A 17,633-nucleotide genomic window follows, 5' to 3' on the forward strand; every position below is an offset into this window, starting at 1 on the left:
CACAACTTTTGGTCTTGATCCTGTATAATGAGCTATAAAAAGATACAACGGAAAGCCCGACCTGAAAGGGAACGCCCAAACTATTGTATGCTTACTTGTAAAGGAGAAAGCTGGAAAGTTTTTATAGATTCAATTATATTTCTAGAGAACAGACAATTTAATTTGTTGAATTAGAAAAGTAAAGATTGTGCTATTGCTTTTTTGTTATAAAAGGATTAGGTAATTTTCATTGATGTCTTTTGATCATTTTTGTTTATGGGTTAATAGAACTCATAAAACGTTTGGTTTAACAGGCGTGGAAAGGTGTATTGGGAGTGCTATGATGTAATTTAGATACAATGTAAGAGTAACGGTATAATTCGTTTTTTCAGGTACGGACAGACGTATAAAATGGCTTAAATAAAAGGAATGATTTGTAAATTTTATTTTATTTTTTTGTTAAAAACTAGATTTTTTAAAATTAATAGCTATATTTGCCATGCATTACAACAAAATGAAAAATAATAACACTTTTACAAGTTTCTTTTTTTTCTTCTTTTATTTTTATAAGAGGAGCGAGACTTTCTGTGTGTTATCTAAATAATATAATGATAATAATCAAATTGAAAGTCTCGAGAAATCGGGACTTTTTTTTGTTAATAGACTAATGAATCGCATGAAAGTAGCCATACAAGGAATAAAAGGATCTTACCATCATATTGTCGCTGAAAATTTTTTCGGTAAAAATATTGATTTAGAAGAATGTATGACTTTTGCAGAAATGCCAGACTTAGTATTAGAAAATAAAGTAGATGTAGCTGTAATGGCTATTGAAAACTCTATTGCAGGAGCAATTTTGCCAAACTATGCGTTGATTGATGAAGGGAATTTAAAAGTTACGGGTGAATATTATTTACCTATTCATCATAATTTAATGGGATTAAAAGGGCAAACTATTGAAGATATTAAGGAAGTGTATTCACATCCAATGGCCTTGTTGCAATGTCAAAAATTCTTCAGACAATATCCGCATATTGCCTTAATTGAAGATAAGGATACGGCAGATGTTGCCAAACGAATAAATGAGAAGCAATTAAAAGGAGTAGGTGCTGTGGCGAGTACGCTTGCAGCAGAAATTTATGACTTAGTTGTTTTGGCTTCTGGAATTCAAACAATAAAAGACAATCATACTCGATTTGTAATTGTAGAGAAAGAAACGAAATCAAAAGGAGCTTTGGTTACAAAAGCATCTATTAAGTTTGTTTTGCACGATCATAGTGGCTCTTTAGGAGAAGTTTTGATGGAGTTAGCCAAGTATAGAGTGAATTTATCAAAAATTCAATCTTTACCAATTATTGAAAAGCCTTGGGAATATGCCTTTTTTGCAGATTTAGTTTTTGAAGATTATCAAGAATATAAGAATGCCTTAAATGACATTAAAGAAAAAGTATCTAGTTGTAAAGTACTAGGAGAGTATAAGAAGAATAAATAAGCAGAAAATGATTTCAAAAGCAAACAGGTTAAACGATGTGAAAGAGTACTATTTCTCAAAAAAATTGAGAGAAGTAGGTGGACTTATCGCTGATGGTAAACCGATTATTAGTTTAGGGATAGGAAGTCCAGATTTGGATCCGCCGAAAGAAGTATTGGAAGCTATGGTAGATTCATTTGGAGATACGATGGCACATGGCTACAAAAGTTATCAGGGAATTCCTGAACTTAGAAATGCAATAGCTGGCTTTTACAAATCGAATTTTGATGTTGTTTTAAATCCTGCAAATGAAATTCTACCTTTATTAGGTTCTAAAGAAGGGATCATGCATATTTCTATGGCGTTTTTAAATGAAGGCGACCAGGTGTTGATTCCAAATCCGGGGTATCCAACTTACAGTTCCGTTACAAAATTGGTTGGTGCAGAAGCTATTTTGTACAACCTAACAGATGAAAATAGTTGGCTACCGAATTATGAAGAAATTGAAAAGAATGATTTATCGAAAGTAAAAATTATGTGGGTGAATTATCCACATATGCCAACAGGAACAAAAGCTACTGATGCGTTGTTTGAAGAGTTGATTGCTTTTGCGAAGAAACATTCGATTTTAATTGTCAATGACAATCCGTACAGTTTTATATTGAATGACAATCCAAAAAGTATTCTGCAATACGAAGGTGCTAAAGAAGTGGCTTTGGAATTGAATTCTTTGAGCAAATCATTTAATATGGCTGGTTGGAGAGTAGGTATGGTTGTTGGCGCTTCAAAATATTTAACGGAAGTTTTGAAAGTGAAGAGCAATATGGATTCTGGGATGTTTTACGGAATTCAAAAAGGGGCTACCAAAGCCCTTCAAATGTCTAGCAAATGGTTTGATAGTTTGAATGCTGTTTATGAAAAACGAAGAGCATTGACATGGAGAATATTAGACGCATTGGACTGTGTTTATAATAAAGAAAATGGAGGCATGTTTGTTTGGGCTAAATTGCCAGACGGAATAACTTCTGAGCAAATGACAGATAAAATGTTGTATGAAAAAGATGTGTTTTTAACTCCTGGAAGTATTTTTGGTACGAATGGGGAAGGATATATTCGCTTGTCTCTTTGTGTGAAAGAAGAGAAGTTAAAAGAAGTATTAAGTCGAGTTAGTTAATAAAAAATGAAGAATAAAGTCGCAGTTATTGGTTTAGGATTGATTGGAGGATCTTTGGCGTTAGAGTTAAAAAAACGCTTTGATTGGACGATTGTTGGCGTTGATTCGAATGAAATTCATGCACAAAAAGCATTAGAATTAGGCATTGTAGATGAAATTTCTGATTTTTCTGTTGTTAAAACAGCAGATTTAGTAGTGCTTGCTGTACCAGTCAATTACGCGCCACAACTGGCTTCAGAGGTTTTAGATGCCATAAAAGATACGGCTTTGGTTTTTGATGTAGGCTCAACAAAAGAAAACATTTGCAAAAAAGTTGTAAAGCATTCAAAAAGAGTTAATTTTGTGGCCGTTCATCCAATTGCAGGTACAGAATTTTCTGGACCAGAGGCAGCCATCTATAATTTGTTTGATGGAAAGGTAAATATTATCTGTGATCGTGAACTAAGTAGCACTGAGGCGATTGAAAAAACATTGGCTATTTTTGAAGGCTTAAAGATGAGAACTATTTTTATGAATAGCTCAGAGCACGATAAACATATAGCGTATGTTTCACATTTATCTCATATAAGTTCTTTTATGTTGGGGAAGACCGTTTTGGAAATCGAAAAAGATGAAAAAAACATATTTGACATGGCAGGCAGTGGATTTGAATCTACCGTTCGTTTGGCAAAGAGTTCTCCTAAAATGTGGTCACCAATTTTTATTGAGAATAAAAAAAACATCCTTACATCCTTGGATGAATATATAAAAAATCTCAATGATTTTAGGTCGTTAATAGTGAATGAAAATACAGAAGAACTTCAGGAATCTATGGCATCAACAAATTATATAAGAGAGATCTTAAACGGAATAAAAAAATAATTTTTTAAAATATATAGAATAGTAGAATAATAATTAGAACATGGAAAATACAAAAGAATTCAGAACTTGGTTAGATGACATGCAATTAGACCACCCATTGGTAATTGCTGGACCTTGTAGTGCAGAAACGGAAGAGCAAGTACTAAAAATTGCTCATGAATTGAAAAACACAGATGCTACTGTTTTTAGAGCAGGTGTATGGAAACCAAGAACTAGACCAGGAGGTTTTGAAGGTGTTGGAGCTGTTGCTTTGCCATGGTTACAAAGAGTGAAAAAAGAAACAGGAATGTTAATTGCTGTTGAAGTAGCGAACCTTGCACACGTAAAGTTGGCATTGGAAGCTGATGTTGATATCCTATGGTTAGGAGCAAGAACAACAGTAAATCCTTTTGCAGTTCAAGAAATTGCAGATGCATTAAACGGAACAGATAAAATTGTATTGGTTAAAAATCCAATCAACCCAGATTTAGCTTTATGGTTAGGTGGTGTTGAGCGTTTGTATACAGCTAATATCAAAAAATTAGGAGTTATTCATAGAGGGTTCTCTTCTTACAAGAAAACTAGTTACAGAAATGTACCTCAATGGCAGCTACCAATTGCTTTGAAACAACAATTCCCTGATTTACCAATCATCAACGATCCATCTCATATCTGTGGAAACAGAACAGGAATCCAAGAAATTTCTCAAATTGCTTTAGATTTGAATTTTGAAGGATTGATGATTGAAACGCATGTAGATCCAGATAACGCTTGGTCTGATGCTGCACAGCAAATTACTCCAGCTCGTTTGGTTGAAATCATGAATGATTTAAGAGTAAGAGAGCCAAAAGCAGAAGGAGAAGCTTTAGATCAATTAACAGGATTGAGAGCAGAAATTGATGTAATTGACAATCATATTTTAGATACTTTAGCTGAAAGAATGAAAGTTGTTGGACAAATTGGAGAAGTAAAGAAAGGGAAAAACATCTCTATTTTACAAGATTCAAGATGGGCAGCTATTTTAGAGTCAGTTAAAAAAGAAGGAAATGTAAGAGGATTGAGTGAATCTTTTGTTGAATCTGTTTTTAAGGCAATTCACCAAGAATCTATCAACCATCAAGAAACAATCGTTAGCGCTAAATAATTTGAATTATTTCGCAAAGATTGAATCTTTATAAATTAAGAATACCACAAATTTCTCAATTGAGTTGTTTGTGGTATTTTTGTTTTGTTGCATAAACAATTAAGTACATATGAAAGGAGTCGTAATTAAATCTACTGGGAGTTGGTATCATGTTAGAACTGCTGAGCATACCATTTACCTATGTAGAATTAGAGGGAAGTTCCGTATGGAAGGGATTAAAAGTACCAATCCTGTTTCTGTAGGAGATGTGGTAGAATTTGATTTGGAACCTAAAAAAGAGACGGGGGTTATTACAAAGATTGCGGATCGGAAAAATTATATCGTTCGTAAGTCTGTAAATTTGTCAAAACAGATCCATATCATAGCGGCTAATATTGACTTGGCTTTTTTAATGGTAACTATTGACAATCCGCCTACGACCACGAGTTTTATTGATCGCTTTTTAATTGCTGCAGAAGCGTATCACATTCCTGTGATTATTTTATTTAATAAGGTAGATACTTTTAATGAAGAAATTGAAGAAGCGCATGAAGAGCTTAAAGAAATTTACGAAAGTATAGGATACGAATGTATTGATATTTCTGCAAAAGAAGGTTTTAATATTGATTTGGTAAAAGAGCAAATGAAAGACAGAGTGAGTCTGTTTTCTGGTCATTCTGGAGTTGGAAAATCTACTTTGGTTAATACGATTGAGCCGACCTTGAATTTGAAAACTTTGGAAATATCAGACCAACACAAACAAGGACAGCATACAACTACTTTTGCTGAAATGCACCCATTGTCGTTTGGAGGTTATATTATTGATACTCCAGGAATCAAAGGTTTTGGAATGGTTGATTTTGAAAAGGAAGAGATTGCTGGTTTATTTCCCGAGTTTTTTGAGTTAAAACAAGATTGTAAGTTTCACAATTGTATGCATATAGACGAACCAAAATGTGCCATTAAGGCCGGTTTGGAAAATGACACCATTGCTCCTTCAAGGTATTTTAGTTATGTTCAAATTATAAAAGGAGATGAAGAGCATTTTCGACAAGATATTTACGGGCGTAAATCTTAAGTAAAAAAAAATAGTTAGAGGTTTTTAGTTGTAAGCCGATATAAATAGATTACAACACTCAACACTCAACACTCAACACTCAACACTCAACACTCAACACTCAACACTCAACACTCAACACTCAACACTCAACACTCAACACTCAACACTCAACACTCAACACTCAACACTCAGTTATGAAAATTGTACTTCAGCGAGTTGCAGAAGCGTCTGTAAAAATAAAGGATCAAATACATTCAGATATAGCATCTGGGTTGTTGGTTTTAGTGGGAATAGAAGCGGCTGATAACAAAGAAGATCTTATTTGGCTGTCTAATAAAATATGCAATATGCGTCTTTTTGGTGATGACAATGGGGTGATGAACCTTTCCTTAAAAGATATTGACGGTGAACTTTTAGTAGTGAGTCAGTTTACACTACAAGCAAGTACTAAAAAAGGAAATAGACCTTCCTATATAAAAGCAGCACGACCTGAAATTTCAATTCCACTTTACGAACAATTTGTTCAACAATTAGAAAAAGATTTAGGAAAAAAAGTTGCGACTGGAGTTTTTGGAGCTGACATGAAAGTGGCTTTAATTAATGATGGTCCGGTAACTATTTTGATGGATTCTAAAAATAGAATTTAAGTTGCCTATTAAACGGATAGACTAAATAGAATAAAATATTTATATTCGCTTATGATTTCTAAAAAAACCAAGTACGGCATTAAAGCACTCACATTCCTAGCAAATAGAGAAGAGAATTGTCCTGTGCAAATTTCAGAAATTTCCAAAGCAGAAAATATTTCTCATAAATTCTTGGAAAGCATCTTACTGACCTTGCGAAAAGCGGGTCTTTTAAGTTCTAAGAAAGGAAAAGGTGGGGGGTATTATCTTTTAAAAGAAGCTCAAGAAATTAAAATGACGGAAGTCATTCGTGTTTTAGAAGGGCCTATTGCTATGGTGCCTTGCGTGAGTTTAAATTTTTATGAAAAATGCGACGATTGTCCCGATGAAAAAGCTTGTTCCGTTAATAAATTAATGATTCAAGTCCGTGACAGTACCTTAGAAGTATTTCGAAATACTACTTTAGCAGATCTTTCTAGTTAAACTTCGTTTAGTATTTCTTCCTTGATTAATGGAATATTAATTTGCATGCAAACTCCTTTTAGTTTGTCTTTTCGGTCTATCAATTTTATAGATCCTTTTAAGCGATCAATAAAGCCTTTTACGGTGGTCAGTCCAATTCCTGCACTGTTTTCGTTTTTTGAACCAAGTGTTTCAAACAGTAAAAATACTTTTTCTCTAAATTCATTCGGTATTCCAGGCCCGTTGTCTTCGTATATAATTTCTAAATCTTGCGCTGTTTTAGCAAAGGCTATTTTTACAATTCCATTTTCCTGGTCACCATATTTAATGGAATTAGAAATTAAATTTTGAAAAATAGTTAGAAAAGCAACTTCAGAATGCTCTATTTCAAAATTAGCATCCATAAAATCAAATTGGAAATTTTTACTAGGAAAATTATCCTTGATTTCTTTTAGTAGTGTTTCAATATTAAAGCGCGAATAAATAATGTTTTCATTCGTCTTTTTTGAATAGTCTAACATACCTGTTGCTAAAGTATCCATATAATCTGTTCTCGATAAAATTATATCGATCCAATCATTGGCTTGTTTGTCTAAGGTAGTTTCGTAATCAGATTTTAACCAACTAGCTATGGTTTGTATTCCACGAATGGGCGTTTTAATATCGTGGGTCAAACTGTGGGCAAAAGTATTCAGCTGTTTGTTTAGTAGGTTTGCTTCTTCGTTTTTTTTCTCAAGTAACTCAATATTTTTTCTTAATAAAAACTGACTAATAACCTGTTCTGCCAATGCTTCTAAAGCACTTAATTGTTCTTTAGTTAGCTCATTGGGTTTGTGGTCAATAACGCACAATGTCCCTAGTGAATAGCCATCAGGTGTGTTAAGAGGTGCTCCTGCGTAAAAAATCACATTCGGATCGTTTACAACAAGTGGGTTGTCATGAAAACGCTCATCTTTTCTAGAATCGGGAATCACAAATGTTTTGTCAGGCGTGTTAATCGCATGCGCACAAAAAGCAAATTCTCTTGGTGTTTCTGTAGCATCAAGTCCGTGGTGCGATTTAAACCATTGTTTGTCTTCTGTTATTAGAGAGATCAAAGCAATGGGCGTTCCACAAATTTGCGAAGCTAATCTTGTTAAGTTGTCGTATTCTTTTTCTGGTAAAGTTTCAAGAATTTTGAAGCTATCAAGAGATTTTAGTCTTTCTTTTTCGTCTTTAGGGGTAGTGGGTGCAATCATATTATTTAAATTTCAAATTCGTGTCGTATTTGTTGAATTCGAGTGGTAAATTAAGGAATTAACTTGGGAGTACATAATTTATTTTATTTTTTTAACCTACTATTTCAGTAGGGTAAATGGGATCTACAGTTAAATATAGAGATTTTGATGGTTATTTGTTTGTAAATAGTTTGTCAGATTGTAATGTTCTTAGTATTTTTGCGATCTAATCCTAGTAATCCGATAGGGTAATAGAATTAAGTTAAACAAATTAAAGTTATAAAATGATATTAGATCGATTACATAACGATAAAGAAAATCAAAGCTATCAGCAAGCTGTAGCTTCTGATAAACCTATTCGTAGTGTTGTAAAGGCTATTAGTTGGAGACTTATTGGTACGATTGATACCATGGTGGTTTCTTATTTTGTAGTAGAAGATGTAAAAACAGCTTCTACTATAGCTGGAGTTGATTTTGTAACAAAAATGGTTTTGTATTTCTTTCACGAAAGATTTTGGAACTCAATAAAATGGGGTAGATAATGAGCACACTATACACAGAAGCGCAGCTTCAAGAAATAAATGATTCTTTAAAAGGAAAAACGCCACAAGAAATTGTTTCTTGGGCATTGGAAATAGCTAAAAAACCTTTGATTACGACAAATTTTCGTCCGTATGAAGGTTCTATTTTACATTTGACAACTTCACAAAAAGAAGATTTAAAAGTAGTTTGGTGTGATACAGGTTATAATACACCTAATACCTATCGTCATGCAGAAGAGCTGATTGCAAAATTGAATTTAGAGATTCATTTGTATGTTCCAAAGCAAACTTCGTCGCATAGAGATGTGGTGATGGGAATTCCTCAAATTGAAGATCCAATGCATAAAGTTTTTACGGAACAAGTAAAATTAGAACCGTTTAAAAGAGCCATGTCTGAGCATCAACCTGATTTGTGGTTTACAAACCTAAGAAAAGGACAGACTGCTTTTAGAGATAGTATTGATATTGTATCTCAAGGTGCAGATGGAGTTTTAAAAGTAAGTCCGTTTTACGATTGGTCAGATGAGCAGTTAGATTTGTACAATGAGGAAAATAAAATTCCAAATGAGTTCAAATATTTCGATCCTACAAAAGTATTAGGAAATAGAGAGTGTGGTTTACACGCTTAAGAATATAGTTTTTAGTGTTGGGTGTTTAATTCAACAAATAAACAATTTATCAATTACACGATTAAACAAAATAAAATGAGTACAATATTAAATTCTAACGCATTAGAAAACGAAGCCATCTATATTATGAGAGAGGTTGCGGCGCAGTTTGAAAAGCCTGTGTTGTTGTTTTCTGGAGGTAAAGATTCTATTACCTTGGTGAGATTAGCCCAAAAAGCCTTTTTTCCCGCTAAAATACCTTTCCCTTTTTTACATGTTGATACAGGACATAATTTTCCTGAAACGATTGAATTTAGAGATCGTTTGTGTAAAGAACTAGGCGTTGAGTTGATTGTTCGTAATGTGCAAGACAATATTGATTCTGGTAAAGTGCAAGAAGAATCTGGAAAATATGCAAGTAGAAATATGTTGCAAACAGAAACTTTGTTAGATGCTTTGGAAGAGTTCGGATTTGATGCAGCCATTGGTGGTGCACGTAGAGACGAAGAAAAAGCAAGAGCCAAAGAACGTATTTTCTCTGTAAGAGATGATTTTGGTGGTTGGGATGAAAAAAACCAACGCCCTGAATTATTTGATATGTTGAACGGGAAAATTGATTTAGGTCAAAATGTTCGTGTTTTTCCAATTTCAAACTGGACAGAATTAGACGTTTGGTCTTATATCGAAAAAGAAAATATTGAAATTCCTTCTATCTATTTTGCACACTTACGTAAAATATTTGTAAGAGATGGGATGATCTGGTCTGCTGATGATGAAGTGGTTTATAGAGAAGAAGATGAAGTGGTAGAAGAAAGAATGGTGCGTTTTAGAACTGTAGGAGATATGAGTTGTACGGCAGCTGTGTTATCAGAAGCTGTGGATATTGCAAAAGTAGTTGAAGAAATTAGAGATTCTTCTATTTCTGAAAGAGGTGCGCGTATTGATGATAAGCGCTCTGAAGCAGCCATGGAGAAACGTAAACAACAGGGGTATTTTTAAAATTTTCTATAGAGAATTTGCCCTTCGCTTTTGGCCTTTAGCCTTTAGCAAAAAATTAAAAGAATACTAATTGCTAAAAGCCAATGGCTAATAGCTAATAGCTAAATACAAAAATGGAAGTTTTAAAAATAGCAACAGCAGGAAGTGTAGATGACGGAAAAAGTACCCTTATCGGTCGTATTTTATATGATACGAAATCATTAACTGATGATAAATTAGAAGCAATAGAACGCAGTAGTAAACAAAAAGGATTCGATTATTTAGATTTTTCTTTGGCTACAGACGGATTAGTTGCAGAAAGAGAACAAGGAATTACAATTGATGTAGCACATATTTATTTTTCAACCGCGAAAAAAAGTTACATCATTGCAGATACTCCAGGACATGTGGAGTATACCAGAAATATGGTAACAGGGGCTTCAACTTCGCAAGCAGCTATTATTTTAGTAGATGCTCGTAAAGGAGTTATTGAGCAAACATACCGTCACTTCTTTATCAATAACTTGTTAAAAGTTAAAGATATTGTAGTAGCCGTCAATAAAATGGATTTGGTAGAATTCTCTGAAGAGAAGTTCAACGCTATCAAAACGGAAATTTTAGCCTTGGCTGAAAAATCAGATTACAAAGGACAGAATATTACCTTTATTCCGGTAAGTGCTTTAAAAGGAGATAATGTTGTAAACAAATCAGATCAAACACCTTGGTATGATGGAGAAACAATGTTAGAGCATTTAGAAAGTTTAGATGCGCAAGATGTGTATGAAGTTTCTCAAGCTCGTTTGCCTATTCAAACGGTTATTCGTCCTAAAACAGAAGAATTCCATGACTTTAGAGGTTATGCGGGTAAATTATACGGAGGTTCTTTAAGTGTTGGTGATGAAGTAACGGTATTGCCTTCAAAAACATCTTCTAAAATTAAAGCTATTTATCATTTCGATAAACAATATGATAAGGCTGAAAGAGGTTCTTCGGTAAATATTACCTTAGAAAATGACATCAATATTTCTAGAGGAGATTTATTAGTGAAATCGAATGAGTTACCGAAGGAAGCAAAACAAATTGAAGCAAAAATTTGTTGGATGGATGCTAAGAACTTGGTTCCTGGTACGAAATATTTAATTCAACATGGGGCAAATAGAGTTGTAGCCAAAATAGGTGAAGTGAAAAGAGTTATTAAAACTGATTTTTCTGGAGAAGATGCTGTGGCAGATAAATTAACTATTAATGATATCGGTGTGGTGAGTATTAAATTGGCAAAACCTCTTTTTTATGATGCCTATGCAGATAACAAAGCAAATGGTTCTTTCATTTTAATTGACGCACAAACAAATAACACCTCAGGAGTAGGATTTATACAATAATAAAAGTCTAAAGACCAAAGACTAAAAGTCTAAAGTCTTTTAATTATAATAATGTCTTAAGTGAGATAGTTTAGAAGAAAGAAAACTTTCAACTTTATAACTTTCAGCTTTCGACTTCAAAATTTATTTTGACATGCAAAGTTTTAGATCAGAAATAGAAAACCCAATCGTTCAAAAAGACATCATCGATTTGGCAGACAAAATTCAAATGTTCCATGAAGGAAGAATTGATGAAGAAAAATTTAGAAGTTTACGTTTAGCACGTGGGGTTTATGGACAACGTCAGTTTGGTGTTCAAATGATTCGTATTAAATTACCATATGGTAAAGTAACAAGTGATCAATTACACAGAATTTCTGATGTTTCTGATGAGTATTCTAGAGGTCGTTTGCATATTACAACACGTCAAGATATTCAAATCCATTACGTAAGTTTGGATAGAACACCAGAATTATGGGCTGAATTGGAGAAAAGTGATATCACCTTGCGTGAAGCTTGTGGTAATGCCGTAAGAAATGTTACTGCATCTGAAACAGCAGGGATCGATAAAAACGAACCTTTTGATGTTTCTCCTTATGCACATGCTGTTTTTCAGTTCTTCTTAAGAAACCCTATTTGTCAAGAATTGGGACGTAAATTCAAAGTTTCTTTTTCTGCAACAGATGATGATACGGCTTTAAGTTTTATGCATGATATAGGTTTTATTGCAAAAACAAAAGTAATAAACGGTGAAGAAGTAAGAGGATTCAAAGTAATGCTAGGTGGTGGATTAGGTTCTCAACCTCGTTTTGCTGATGTAGCTTTCGATTTCTTAGAAACAAATAAAATTATTCCTTATATGGAATCTATTTTACGTGTTTTTGATAGATACGGTGAGCGTTCTAAAAGAGCTAAGGCTCGTTTAAAATTCTTTATCAAAGATGTTGGTTTAGAAGAGTTCAATAAAATTGTAGCTATTGAAACAAAAGCATTGTCTAATCAAACAGTTGAAATTTCTACAGATGGATTTGAAACTCCTGATGTTTCTGGAATTGTAGCTCCTGAAGTTACAATTGCAGATCAAACTACATATGATGCTTGGAGAGCAAAGAATGTAATTGAGCAAAAACAAGCTGGTTTGTTTGCTATTGGAGTAAAAGTTAATATTGGAGATTTCTACACGAAAGAAGCTAGAATTTTAGCAGATTTAATTAAAAATTATGCAGGAGACGAATTGCGTTTCTCTTTGCGTCAAAATATATTAATCCGTCACGTACGTGAAGATTTATTGCCTTTCTTTTTTCAAGAATTAGAGAAATTAGGAATGGTTGATTTAGGATATGAGGCTATTCAAGATGTTACCGCTTGTCCAGGAACAGATACATGTAATTTAGGTATTGCCTCTTCTACGGGTATTGCCGATGAATTAGGGAAAGTATTAAGAGAAGAATACCCTCAATTTGCAAATGATTCAGATTTGATGATTAAAATTTCTGGTTGTATGAATGCTTGTGGTCAACACAATATGGCAAACATTGGTTACCAAGGAATGTCTGTGAAATCAGGAAAATTAGTAGCACCTGCCTTACAAATTTTATTAGGAGGTGGAATTTTAGGAGACGGTCAAGGTCGTATTTCTGATAAAGTAATTAAAATTCCAAGTAAAAGAGGTCCTGAATCTTTAAGATTGATCTTAAATGATTTTATCGCAAATGCTGATGGAAAAGATTTTATCAAATACTATTTAGAAAAAGGAGAAAAATATTTCTACGATTTCTTAAAACCTTTGTCTGATGTAACAAATTTAGTAGATTCTGATTTTATTGACTGGGGAAGTGAAGAGAAATATGCAACTGCAGTAGGAGTTGGAGAATGTGCAGGAGTTGTTATCGATTTGATTGCTACATTATTGGTAGATAGTAAAGATAAAATTGCAAATGCAAAAGAATCTTTAGCAGAAGGGAAATTGTCTGATGCTATTTATTATTCTTATAGTTCAATTGTAAACACGGCAAAAGCTTTGTTAACAGCTGAAGGAAAGAAAACGAATACACATAATAAAATAATAACAGATTTTAATGAAGTATTTGTAGCTTCAGATAGAATTAAATTAGGTTCAGATTTTGAATCATTTGTTTATCAAATAAACCAAAACGAACCCACAGAAGCTTTTGCTACATATTATTTAGGAGAAGCAGATAAGTTCTACACATTAGTGGAAGAATATAGAGCGTCGGAATTAGTTGAAGCTTAATTGCTTTTTTAAGTTGGGAGTTGTTATTTTTGCAGCTCCTAATTTTTAATATTGAATAGAGAATGAACAAGCAACCTAAATTAACATTAGTTGGAGCAGGACCGGGAGACCCGGAGCTGATTACCCTAAAAGGAGTCAGAGCACTTAAAGAAGCTGATGTGGTTTTGTATGATGCTTTGGCGAATGAAGAACTTTTGGAGTACGCTGAAAATGCAGAAAAGATTTTTGTTGGAAAGCGAAAAGGCATGCATAAATTCATTCAAGAAAAAATTCAAGACCTAATTGTTGAACATGCTTTGCAAGGAAAACACGTGGTAAGACTGAAAGGTGGAGATCCTTTTATTTTTGGACGTGGTTCGGAAGAGTTAAAGTATGTGATTCAAAAAGGAATTGAAATTGCAATTGTATCAGGAGTTACATCTGCTATTGCTGCACCAGCAAGTTTTGGTATTTCGTTAACTCAAAGAGGAGTGAATGAAAGTTTCCGAGTAATTACAGGAACTCGCTCAGACTTGAAGCTAAGTGAAGATGTGGAAGCTGCGGCAAACTCAAATACAACTATTGTTGTATTGATGGGAATGAGCAAGCTTGAAAACATTGTAAATACTTTTAAAGCCAAAGGGAAAAATGACATTCCTGTGGCAATTATTGAAAACGGGACCAAAGAATCAGAACGTTTAGCGGTAGGTACAATTGATACCATTTTGAATATTGTCAATGATAAAGGTTTGTCCAATCCAGCAATCATTGTGATTGGTGAAACCGTAAAAGAGAGTGAAATTTTATACAGTCAGTTGTTGACTCAAAAAGGAAAAACATTATAATGCAAAATCAATTATATCCAATTTTTTTAAAGGTTACGGAACTAAATACTTTAATAGTAGGTGGTGGTAATGTGGCTTTGGAAAAATTGACCTTTTTGTTAAAGTCGAGCCCTGAAGCAAAAGTGCAAATGGTTTCTCCAATGTTTCGCAAAGAAACTATTGAGTTAGCGAACAAGCATGGTGTGGAAATGTTTACGCAAAATTACGAGGTCAGTTTTTTAGAAAATAAGCACATTGTAATTGCCACTACAGATTTAGAAGAAGTAAATAAACAAGTGCATAAAGATTGTAAAGAAAGAAATATTTTAGTGAATCTAGCCGATAATCCACCGTATTGTGATTTTTATATGGGAGGAATTGTCACCAAAGGAAATGTGAAAATAGCCATTTCAACTAATGGAAAGTCTCCTACAATGGCAAAAAGATTACGGCAGTTTTTTGAAGATGTGATTCCTGAGAATATCAATGAATTGGCAGAAAACTTAAATGAATACAGAAAAACAATTAAAGGAGATTTTGAAGAAAAGGTGGAAGTCTTAAATGAATTTACCAAAGGCTTGGTCTCAAAAAAGAAATAAGTTAATTAATATAAGGTGAAATAGTATTTTATTACGACTTTTGCCAAAGTAAAATAAATAAAATAGTAAGAAGATGATCAAAACAGATATATTAATAATTGGAGCCGGACCTGTAGGGATGTTTGCCGTTTTTGAAGCGGGATTATTAAAATTACGTTGTCACTTAATTGATGCTTTGGCAGAACCAGGTGGTCAGTGTACAGAGATTTATCCTAAAAAACCGATTTACGATATTCCTGCTTATCCAGAAATTTTGGCAGGTGATTTAGTAAAGAATTTAGCCGAGCAAATCGCACCTTTTGAGCCTACGTATACTTTAGGTGAAAGAGCGGATACTATTGAAAAATTAGAAGATGGAACTTTTGTAGTTACTACAAATAAAGGAACGAAACACAATGCGCCTGCTGTGTTTATTGCGGGCGGATTAGGATCTTTCGAGCCTCGTAAACCACCTATCAAAGAAATTGTAGATTTCGAAGACAAAGGTGTTGAGTATATCATTAAAGATCCTGAGTTTTATAGAGGAAAACGAGTTGTTATTTCTGGAGGAGGAGATTCTGCTTTGGATTGGTCAATTTTTTTAGCAGATGTTGCTGATGAAGTTTCTTTGGTACATAGAAGAAAAGATTTCCGTGGAGCTTTAGATTCAGTAGAAAAAGTAGCTGAATTAGCAAAAGAAGGAAAAATCAATTTGATTACGGATGCTGAAGTAAAAGAAATTCACGGTACAGATCACGTAAATGCGGTAATGATCAAACATAAAACGGAAGGGGATATCATCAAAGAATGTGACCACTTTATTCCATTGTTTGGATTGTCTCCAAAATTAGGTCCAATTGCAGATTGGGGTCTAGAAATTGAGAAAAATGCAATTATTGTAAACAATGCTTTAGATTATGGAACAAATATTCCGGGTATCTTTGCCATTGGAGATGTAAATACCTATCCAGGAAAATTAAAATTAATTTTGAGTGGATTCCATGAAGCTACAATTGCAGTGCAATTTGCTTACAATATTATCAATCCAGGAAAACGTTATGTAATGAAGTATACTACAGTAAATGGAGTTACAGGTTTTGATGGAGAAAAGAAAGAAGCTAAAAAAGCAGTCGTAAAAAGTATAGGATAATGTCAGATATAAAAGTAAAGATTACCGATAGAGAAGGAGTTGTTCATGAGTTAGATGCTCCTACTGATATGAGCATGAATATTATGGAATTGTGTAAAGCTTATGAGTTGCCTGTTGAAGGTACTTGTGGTGGTATGGCAATGTGTGCTTCTTGTCAGTGCTACGTAAACTCAGATCATGAACTTCCAGAAATGGGAGAGGCTGAAGAGGATATGTTAGATCAAGCTTTTCACGTTGAAGACAACAGTCGATTGGGCTGTCAATTGCATATAACTCCAGAAATGGATGGCTTAGAAATTGAATTAGCTCCAGAGAGTGATGTTTAATCTTTTAGGGATGTACGAATAAAAAAAGGCTGTTGATATTTTCAACAGCCTTTTTTTATTTTTTTATTTTAAGAAAACCGCTATAGGTTTCACTTTTGGTTTCACCTTTTAACAATGATTTAAATGGCATAACGTCATTTTCACTTTGTCCATATTGTACATGAATACCACCTTGTCGATTTACATTTAATTGAAATGTCGATAAACGCATTTTGTTTTTGTCAAATTTTAATTTGAAGGAACAATCGTTGATCCATTCCACCTTAGCAAATAAACTATCGCCTTTTGGTGATATTTGTATTTGTGAAGTTTCGTTTCTGATAACCGTATGTGCGTTTGTGAAAATGGTATCACTAGAAATTAAGAATTCACCAGTCCTAAAATCGGTGCAGTTTAATTTTTTTTCACAAGAAATAATACTTGTCGCTAGAATAGCGAAGAATAATAAAGATGTTGTTTTCATTTATGGGGGTAGTTTTTTGTAAAGATATTAAAATCCGTAACTTTTCATAGTAGTATGGCAATAATTATAGAACTATTCGTCTTCCTTATTATCAATTGTTTCAATCTTGAAGTTTTTTTGGGATGATCTTTTTAGAAATTGAGTGTTTTTTAAGTATGCAAAATCGCTTAATGGTTAGAAGAAAATAAAAGTTGAAAAGGTTTTTACGCGTTTATTGATGTGTGAACTGGAATTTTAGTTTTGATTTGAAGTTCTTTTTTTAGCTTGGAAGTTAGAATTGGATAAGTTTTGTTCTTTTTAAGTAGAAGGTTCTTTAGTTGTTTAAGGAGTGGTTCTGTTAAAGAAAAGGCTGAAGGACTTCTGAAATTCCCTTTGAGGGGTGTTGTTTGTAAAAATAAAGTTGTTTAATTTTAGTGTTAATTGGATGTTTTATAGCGGTTTGGAGTTTGTGTTAAAACAAAGTAAAAAAATAGTTATTAAAAAGTAGTTTGTAAAGTAAAAAGAGGTTGTATCTTTGCAGCCGCTAACAGCGAGAGTAGTTGGTAAAAGAGTTCCTTAGGATGTTGATTGAGGGTTAAAAAACGGAGTAAGAAAATAATTAAAATTTTATTTTTTTAT

Annotated in this window: 18 protein-coding genes; 16 read left to right on the forward strand and 2 right to left on the reverse strand. The window is 33.4% G+C overall.

Translation table 11 applies throughout. The annotated features are described in order from the left end of the window. Window positions 1-655 precede the first annotated feature (655 nt). From FGM02_RS17695 to FGM02_RS17725, 7 genes are all read left to right on the forward strand, one after another. Entirely contained in the window at window positions 656-1,471 is an 816-nt protein-coding gene (locus FGM02_RS17695; protein WP_139959930.1) for a prephenate dehydratase, read from the forward strand. A gap of 7 nt (window positions 1,472-1,478) precedes the next feature. Further along, window positions 1,479-2,624 (forward strand): pyridoxal phosphate-dependent aminotransferase, encoded by a 1,146-nt coding sequence (locus FGM02_RS17700; RefSeq protein ID WP_139959932.1) that lies wholly within the window; start codon window positions 1,479-1,481, stop codon window positions 2,622-2,624. 6 nt (window positions 2,625-2,630) lie between these two features. Beyond that, window positions 2,631-3,485 carry a prephenate dehydrogenase gene (locus FGM02_RS17705; protein ID WP_139959934.1) on the forward strand — a complete coding sequence of 285 codons (855 nt, stop codon included), beginning with the start codon at window positions 2,631-2,633 and terminating at the stop codon, window positions 3,483-3,485. A 40-nt stretch (window positions 3,486-3,525) separates the two neighbouring features. Further along, on the forward strand, window positions 3,526-4,608 hold the full coding sequence (locus FGM02_RS17710; protein WP_139959936.1) for a bifunctional 3-deoxy-7-phosphoheptulonate synthase/chorismate mutase type II: 1,083 nt from the start codon (window positions 3,526-3,528) through the stop codon (window positions 4,606-4,608). A 109-nt stretch (window positions 4,609-4,717) separates the two neighbouring features. Next, window positions 4,718-5,665, forward strand: a complete 948-nt coding sequence (gene rsgA / locus FGM02_RS17715; protein ID WP_139959938.1) for a ribosome small subunit-dependent GTPase A — start codon at window positions 4,718-4,720, stop codon at window positions 5,663-5,665. 176 nt (window positions 5,666-5,841) lie between these two features. Then, window positions 5,842-6,294, forward strand: coding sequence for a D-aminoacyl-tRNA deacylase (gene dtd, locus FGM02_RS17720; RefSeq protein ID WP_139959941.1), 453 nt, complete (start codon window positions 5,842-5,844; stop codon window positions 6,292-6,294). A 51-nt stretch (window positions 6,295-6,345) separates the two neighbouring features. Next, complete coding sequence (locus tag FGM02_RS17725) at window positions 6,346-6,756, forward strand: RrF2 family transcriptional regulator (RefSeq protein ID WP_139959943.1); 411 nt, start codon at window positions 6,346-6,348, stop codon at window positions 6,754-6,756. On the opposite strand, the gene FGM02_RS17730 is transcribed toward FGM02_RS17725, so the two are convergent. After that, a complete protein-coding gene (locus FGM02_RS17730) occupies window positions 6,753-7,973 on the reverse strand; it encodes a sensor histidine kinase (protein WP_139959945.1) in 1,221 nt (406 codons plus the stop codon). The two genes, FGM02_RS17725 and FGM02_RS17730, sit on opposite strands and share 4 nt — an antisense overlap. 263 nt (window positions 7,974-8,236) lie before the next feature. Between FGM02_RS17730 and FGM02_RS17735 the strand changes: the two genes are divergently transcribed. From FGM02_RS17735 to FGM02_RS17775, 9 genes are all read left to right on the forward strand, one after another. Then, window positions 8,237-8,494 carry a DUF2061 domain-containing protein gene (locus FGM02_RS17735; protein WP_139959948.1) on the forward strand — a complete coding sequence of 86 codons (258 nt, stop codon included), beginning with the start codon at window positions 8,237-8,239 and terminating at the stop codon, window positions 8,492-8,494. Beyond that, a complete protein-coding gene (locus FGM02_RS17740; protein ID WP_139959950.1) occupies window positions 8,494-9,123 on the forward strand; it encodes a phosphoadenosine phosphosulfate reductase domain-containing protein in 630 nt (209 codons plus the stop codon). The genes FGM02_RS17735 and FGM02_RS17740 overlap by 1 nt, the downstream gene beginning before the upstream one ends. A gap of 75 nt (window positions 9,124-9,198) precedes the next feature. Next, window positions 9,199-10,101, forward strand: coding sequence for a sulfate adenylyltransferase subunit CysD (gene cysD, locus FGM02_RS17745; RefSeq protein WP_139959952.1), 903 nt, complete (start codon window positions 9,199-9,201; stop codon window positions 10,099-10,101). 113 nt (window positions 10,102-10,214) lie between these two features. Continuing rightward, window positions 10,215-11,462, forward strand: coding sequence for a sulfate adenylyltransferase subunit 1 (locus tag FGM02_RS17750; protein WP_139959954.1), 1,248 nt, complete (start codon window positions 10,215-10,217; stop codon window positions 11,460-11,462). 133 nt (window positions 11,463-11,595) lie between these two features. Then, entirely contained in the window at window positions 11,596-13,695 is a 2,100-nt protein-coding gene (locus tag FGM02_RS17755; RefSeq protein WP_139959956.1) for a nitrite/sulfite reductase, read from the forward strand. Window positions 13,696-13,757: 62 nt separating this feature from the next. Next, a complete protein-coding gene (cobA, locus tag FGM02_RS17760) occupies window positions 13,758-14,519 on the forward strand; it encodes a uroporphyrinogen-III C-methyltransferase (RefSeq protein ID WP_139959958.1) in 762 nt (253 codons plus the stop codon). After that, window positions 14,516-15,097 (forward strand): precorrin-2 dehydrogenase/sirohydrochlorin ferrochelatase family protein, encoded by a 582-nt coding sequence (locus tag FGM02_RS17765; protein ID WP_139959960.1) that lies wholly within the window; start codon window positions 14,516-14,518, stop codon window positions 15,095-15,097. The genes cobA and FGM02_RS17765 overlap by 4 nt, the downstream gene beginning before the upstream one ends. A 73-nt stretch (window positions 15,098-15,170) precedes the next feature. Continuing rightward, entirely contained in the window at window positions 15,171-16,226 is a 1,056-nt protein-coding gene (locus FGM02_RS17770) for an NAD(P)/FAD-dependent oxidoreductase (RefSeq protein ID WP_139959962.1), read from the forward strand. After that, window positions 16,226-16,552, forward strand: a complete 327-nt coding sequence (locus FGM02_RS17775) for a 2Fe-2S iron-sulfur cluster-binding protein (RefSeq protein ID WP_139959964.1) — start codon at window positions 16,226-16,228, stop codon at window positions 16,550-16,552. Before FGM02_RS17770 ends, FGM02_RS17775 begins: the two co-directional genes overlap by 1 nt. A 55-nt stretch (window positions 16,553-16,607) precedes the next feature. Here FGM02_RS17775 and FGM02_RS17780 read toward each other — a convergent pair whose 3' ends face one another. Continuing rightward, window positions 16,608-17,015: a hypothetical protein gene (locus FGM02_RS17780; RefSeq protein ID WP_139959967.1), complete on the reverse strand. Its 408-nt coding sequence runs from the start codon at window positions 17,013-17,015 to the stop codon at window positions 16,608-16,610. Window positions 17,016-17,633: the final 618 nt, after the last annotated feature.

Origin of the sequence: Flavicella sediminum (assembly GCF_006381105.1) — a bacterium.
GTDB classification, from domain to species: Bacteria; Bacteroidota; Bacteroidia; order Flavobacteriales; family Flavobacteriaceae; genus Flavicella; species Flavicella sediminum.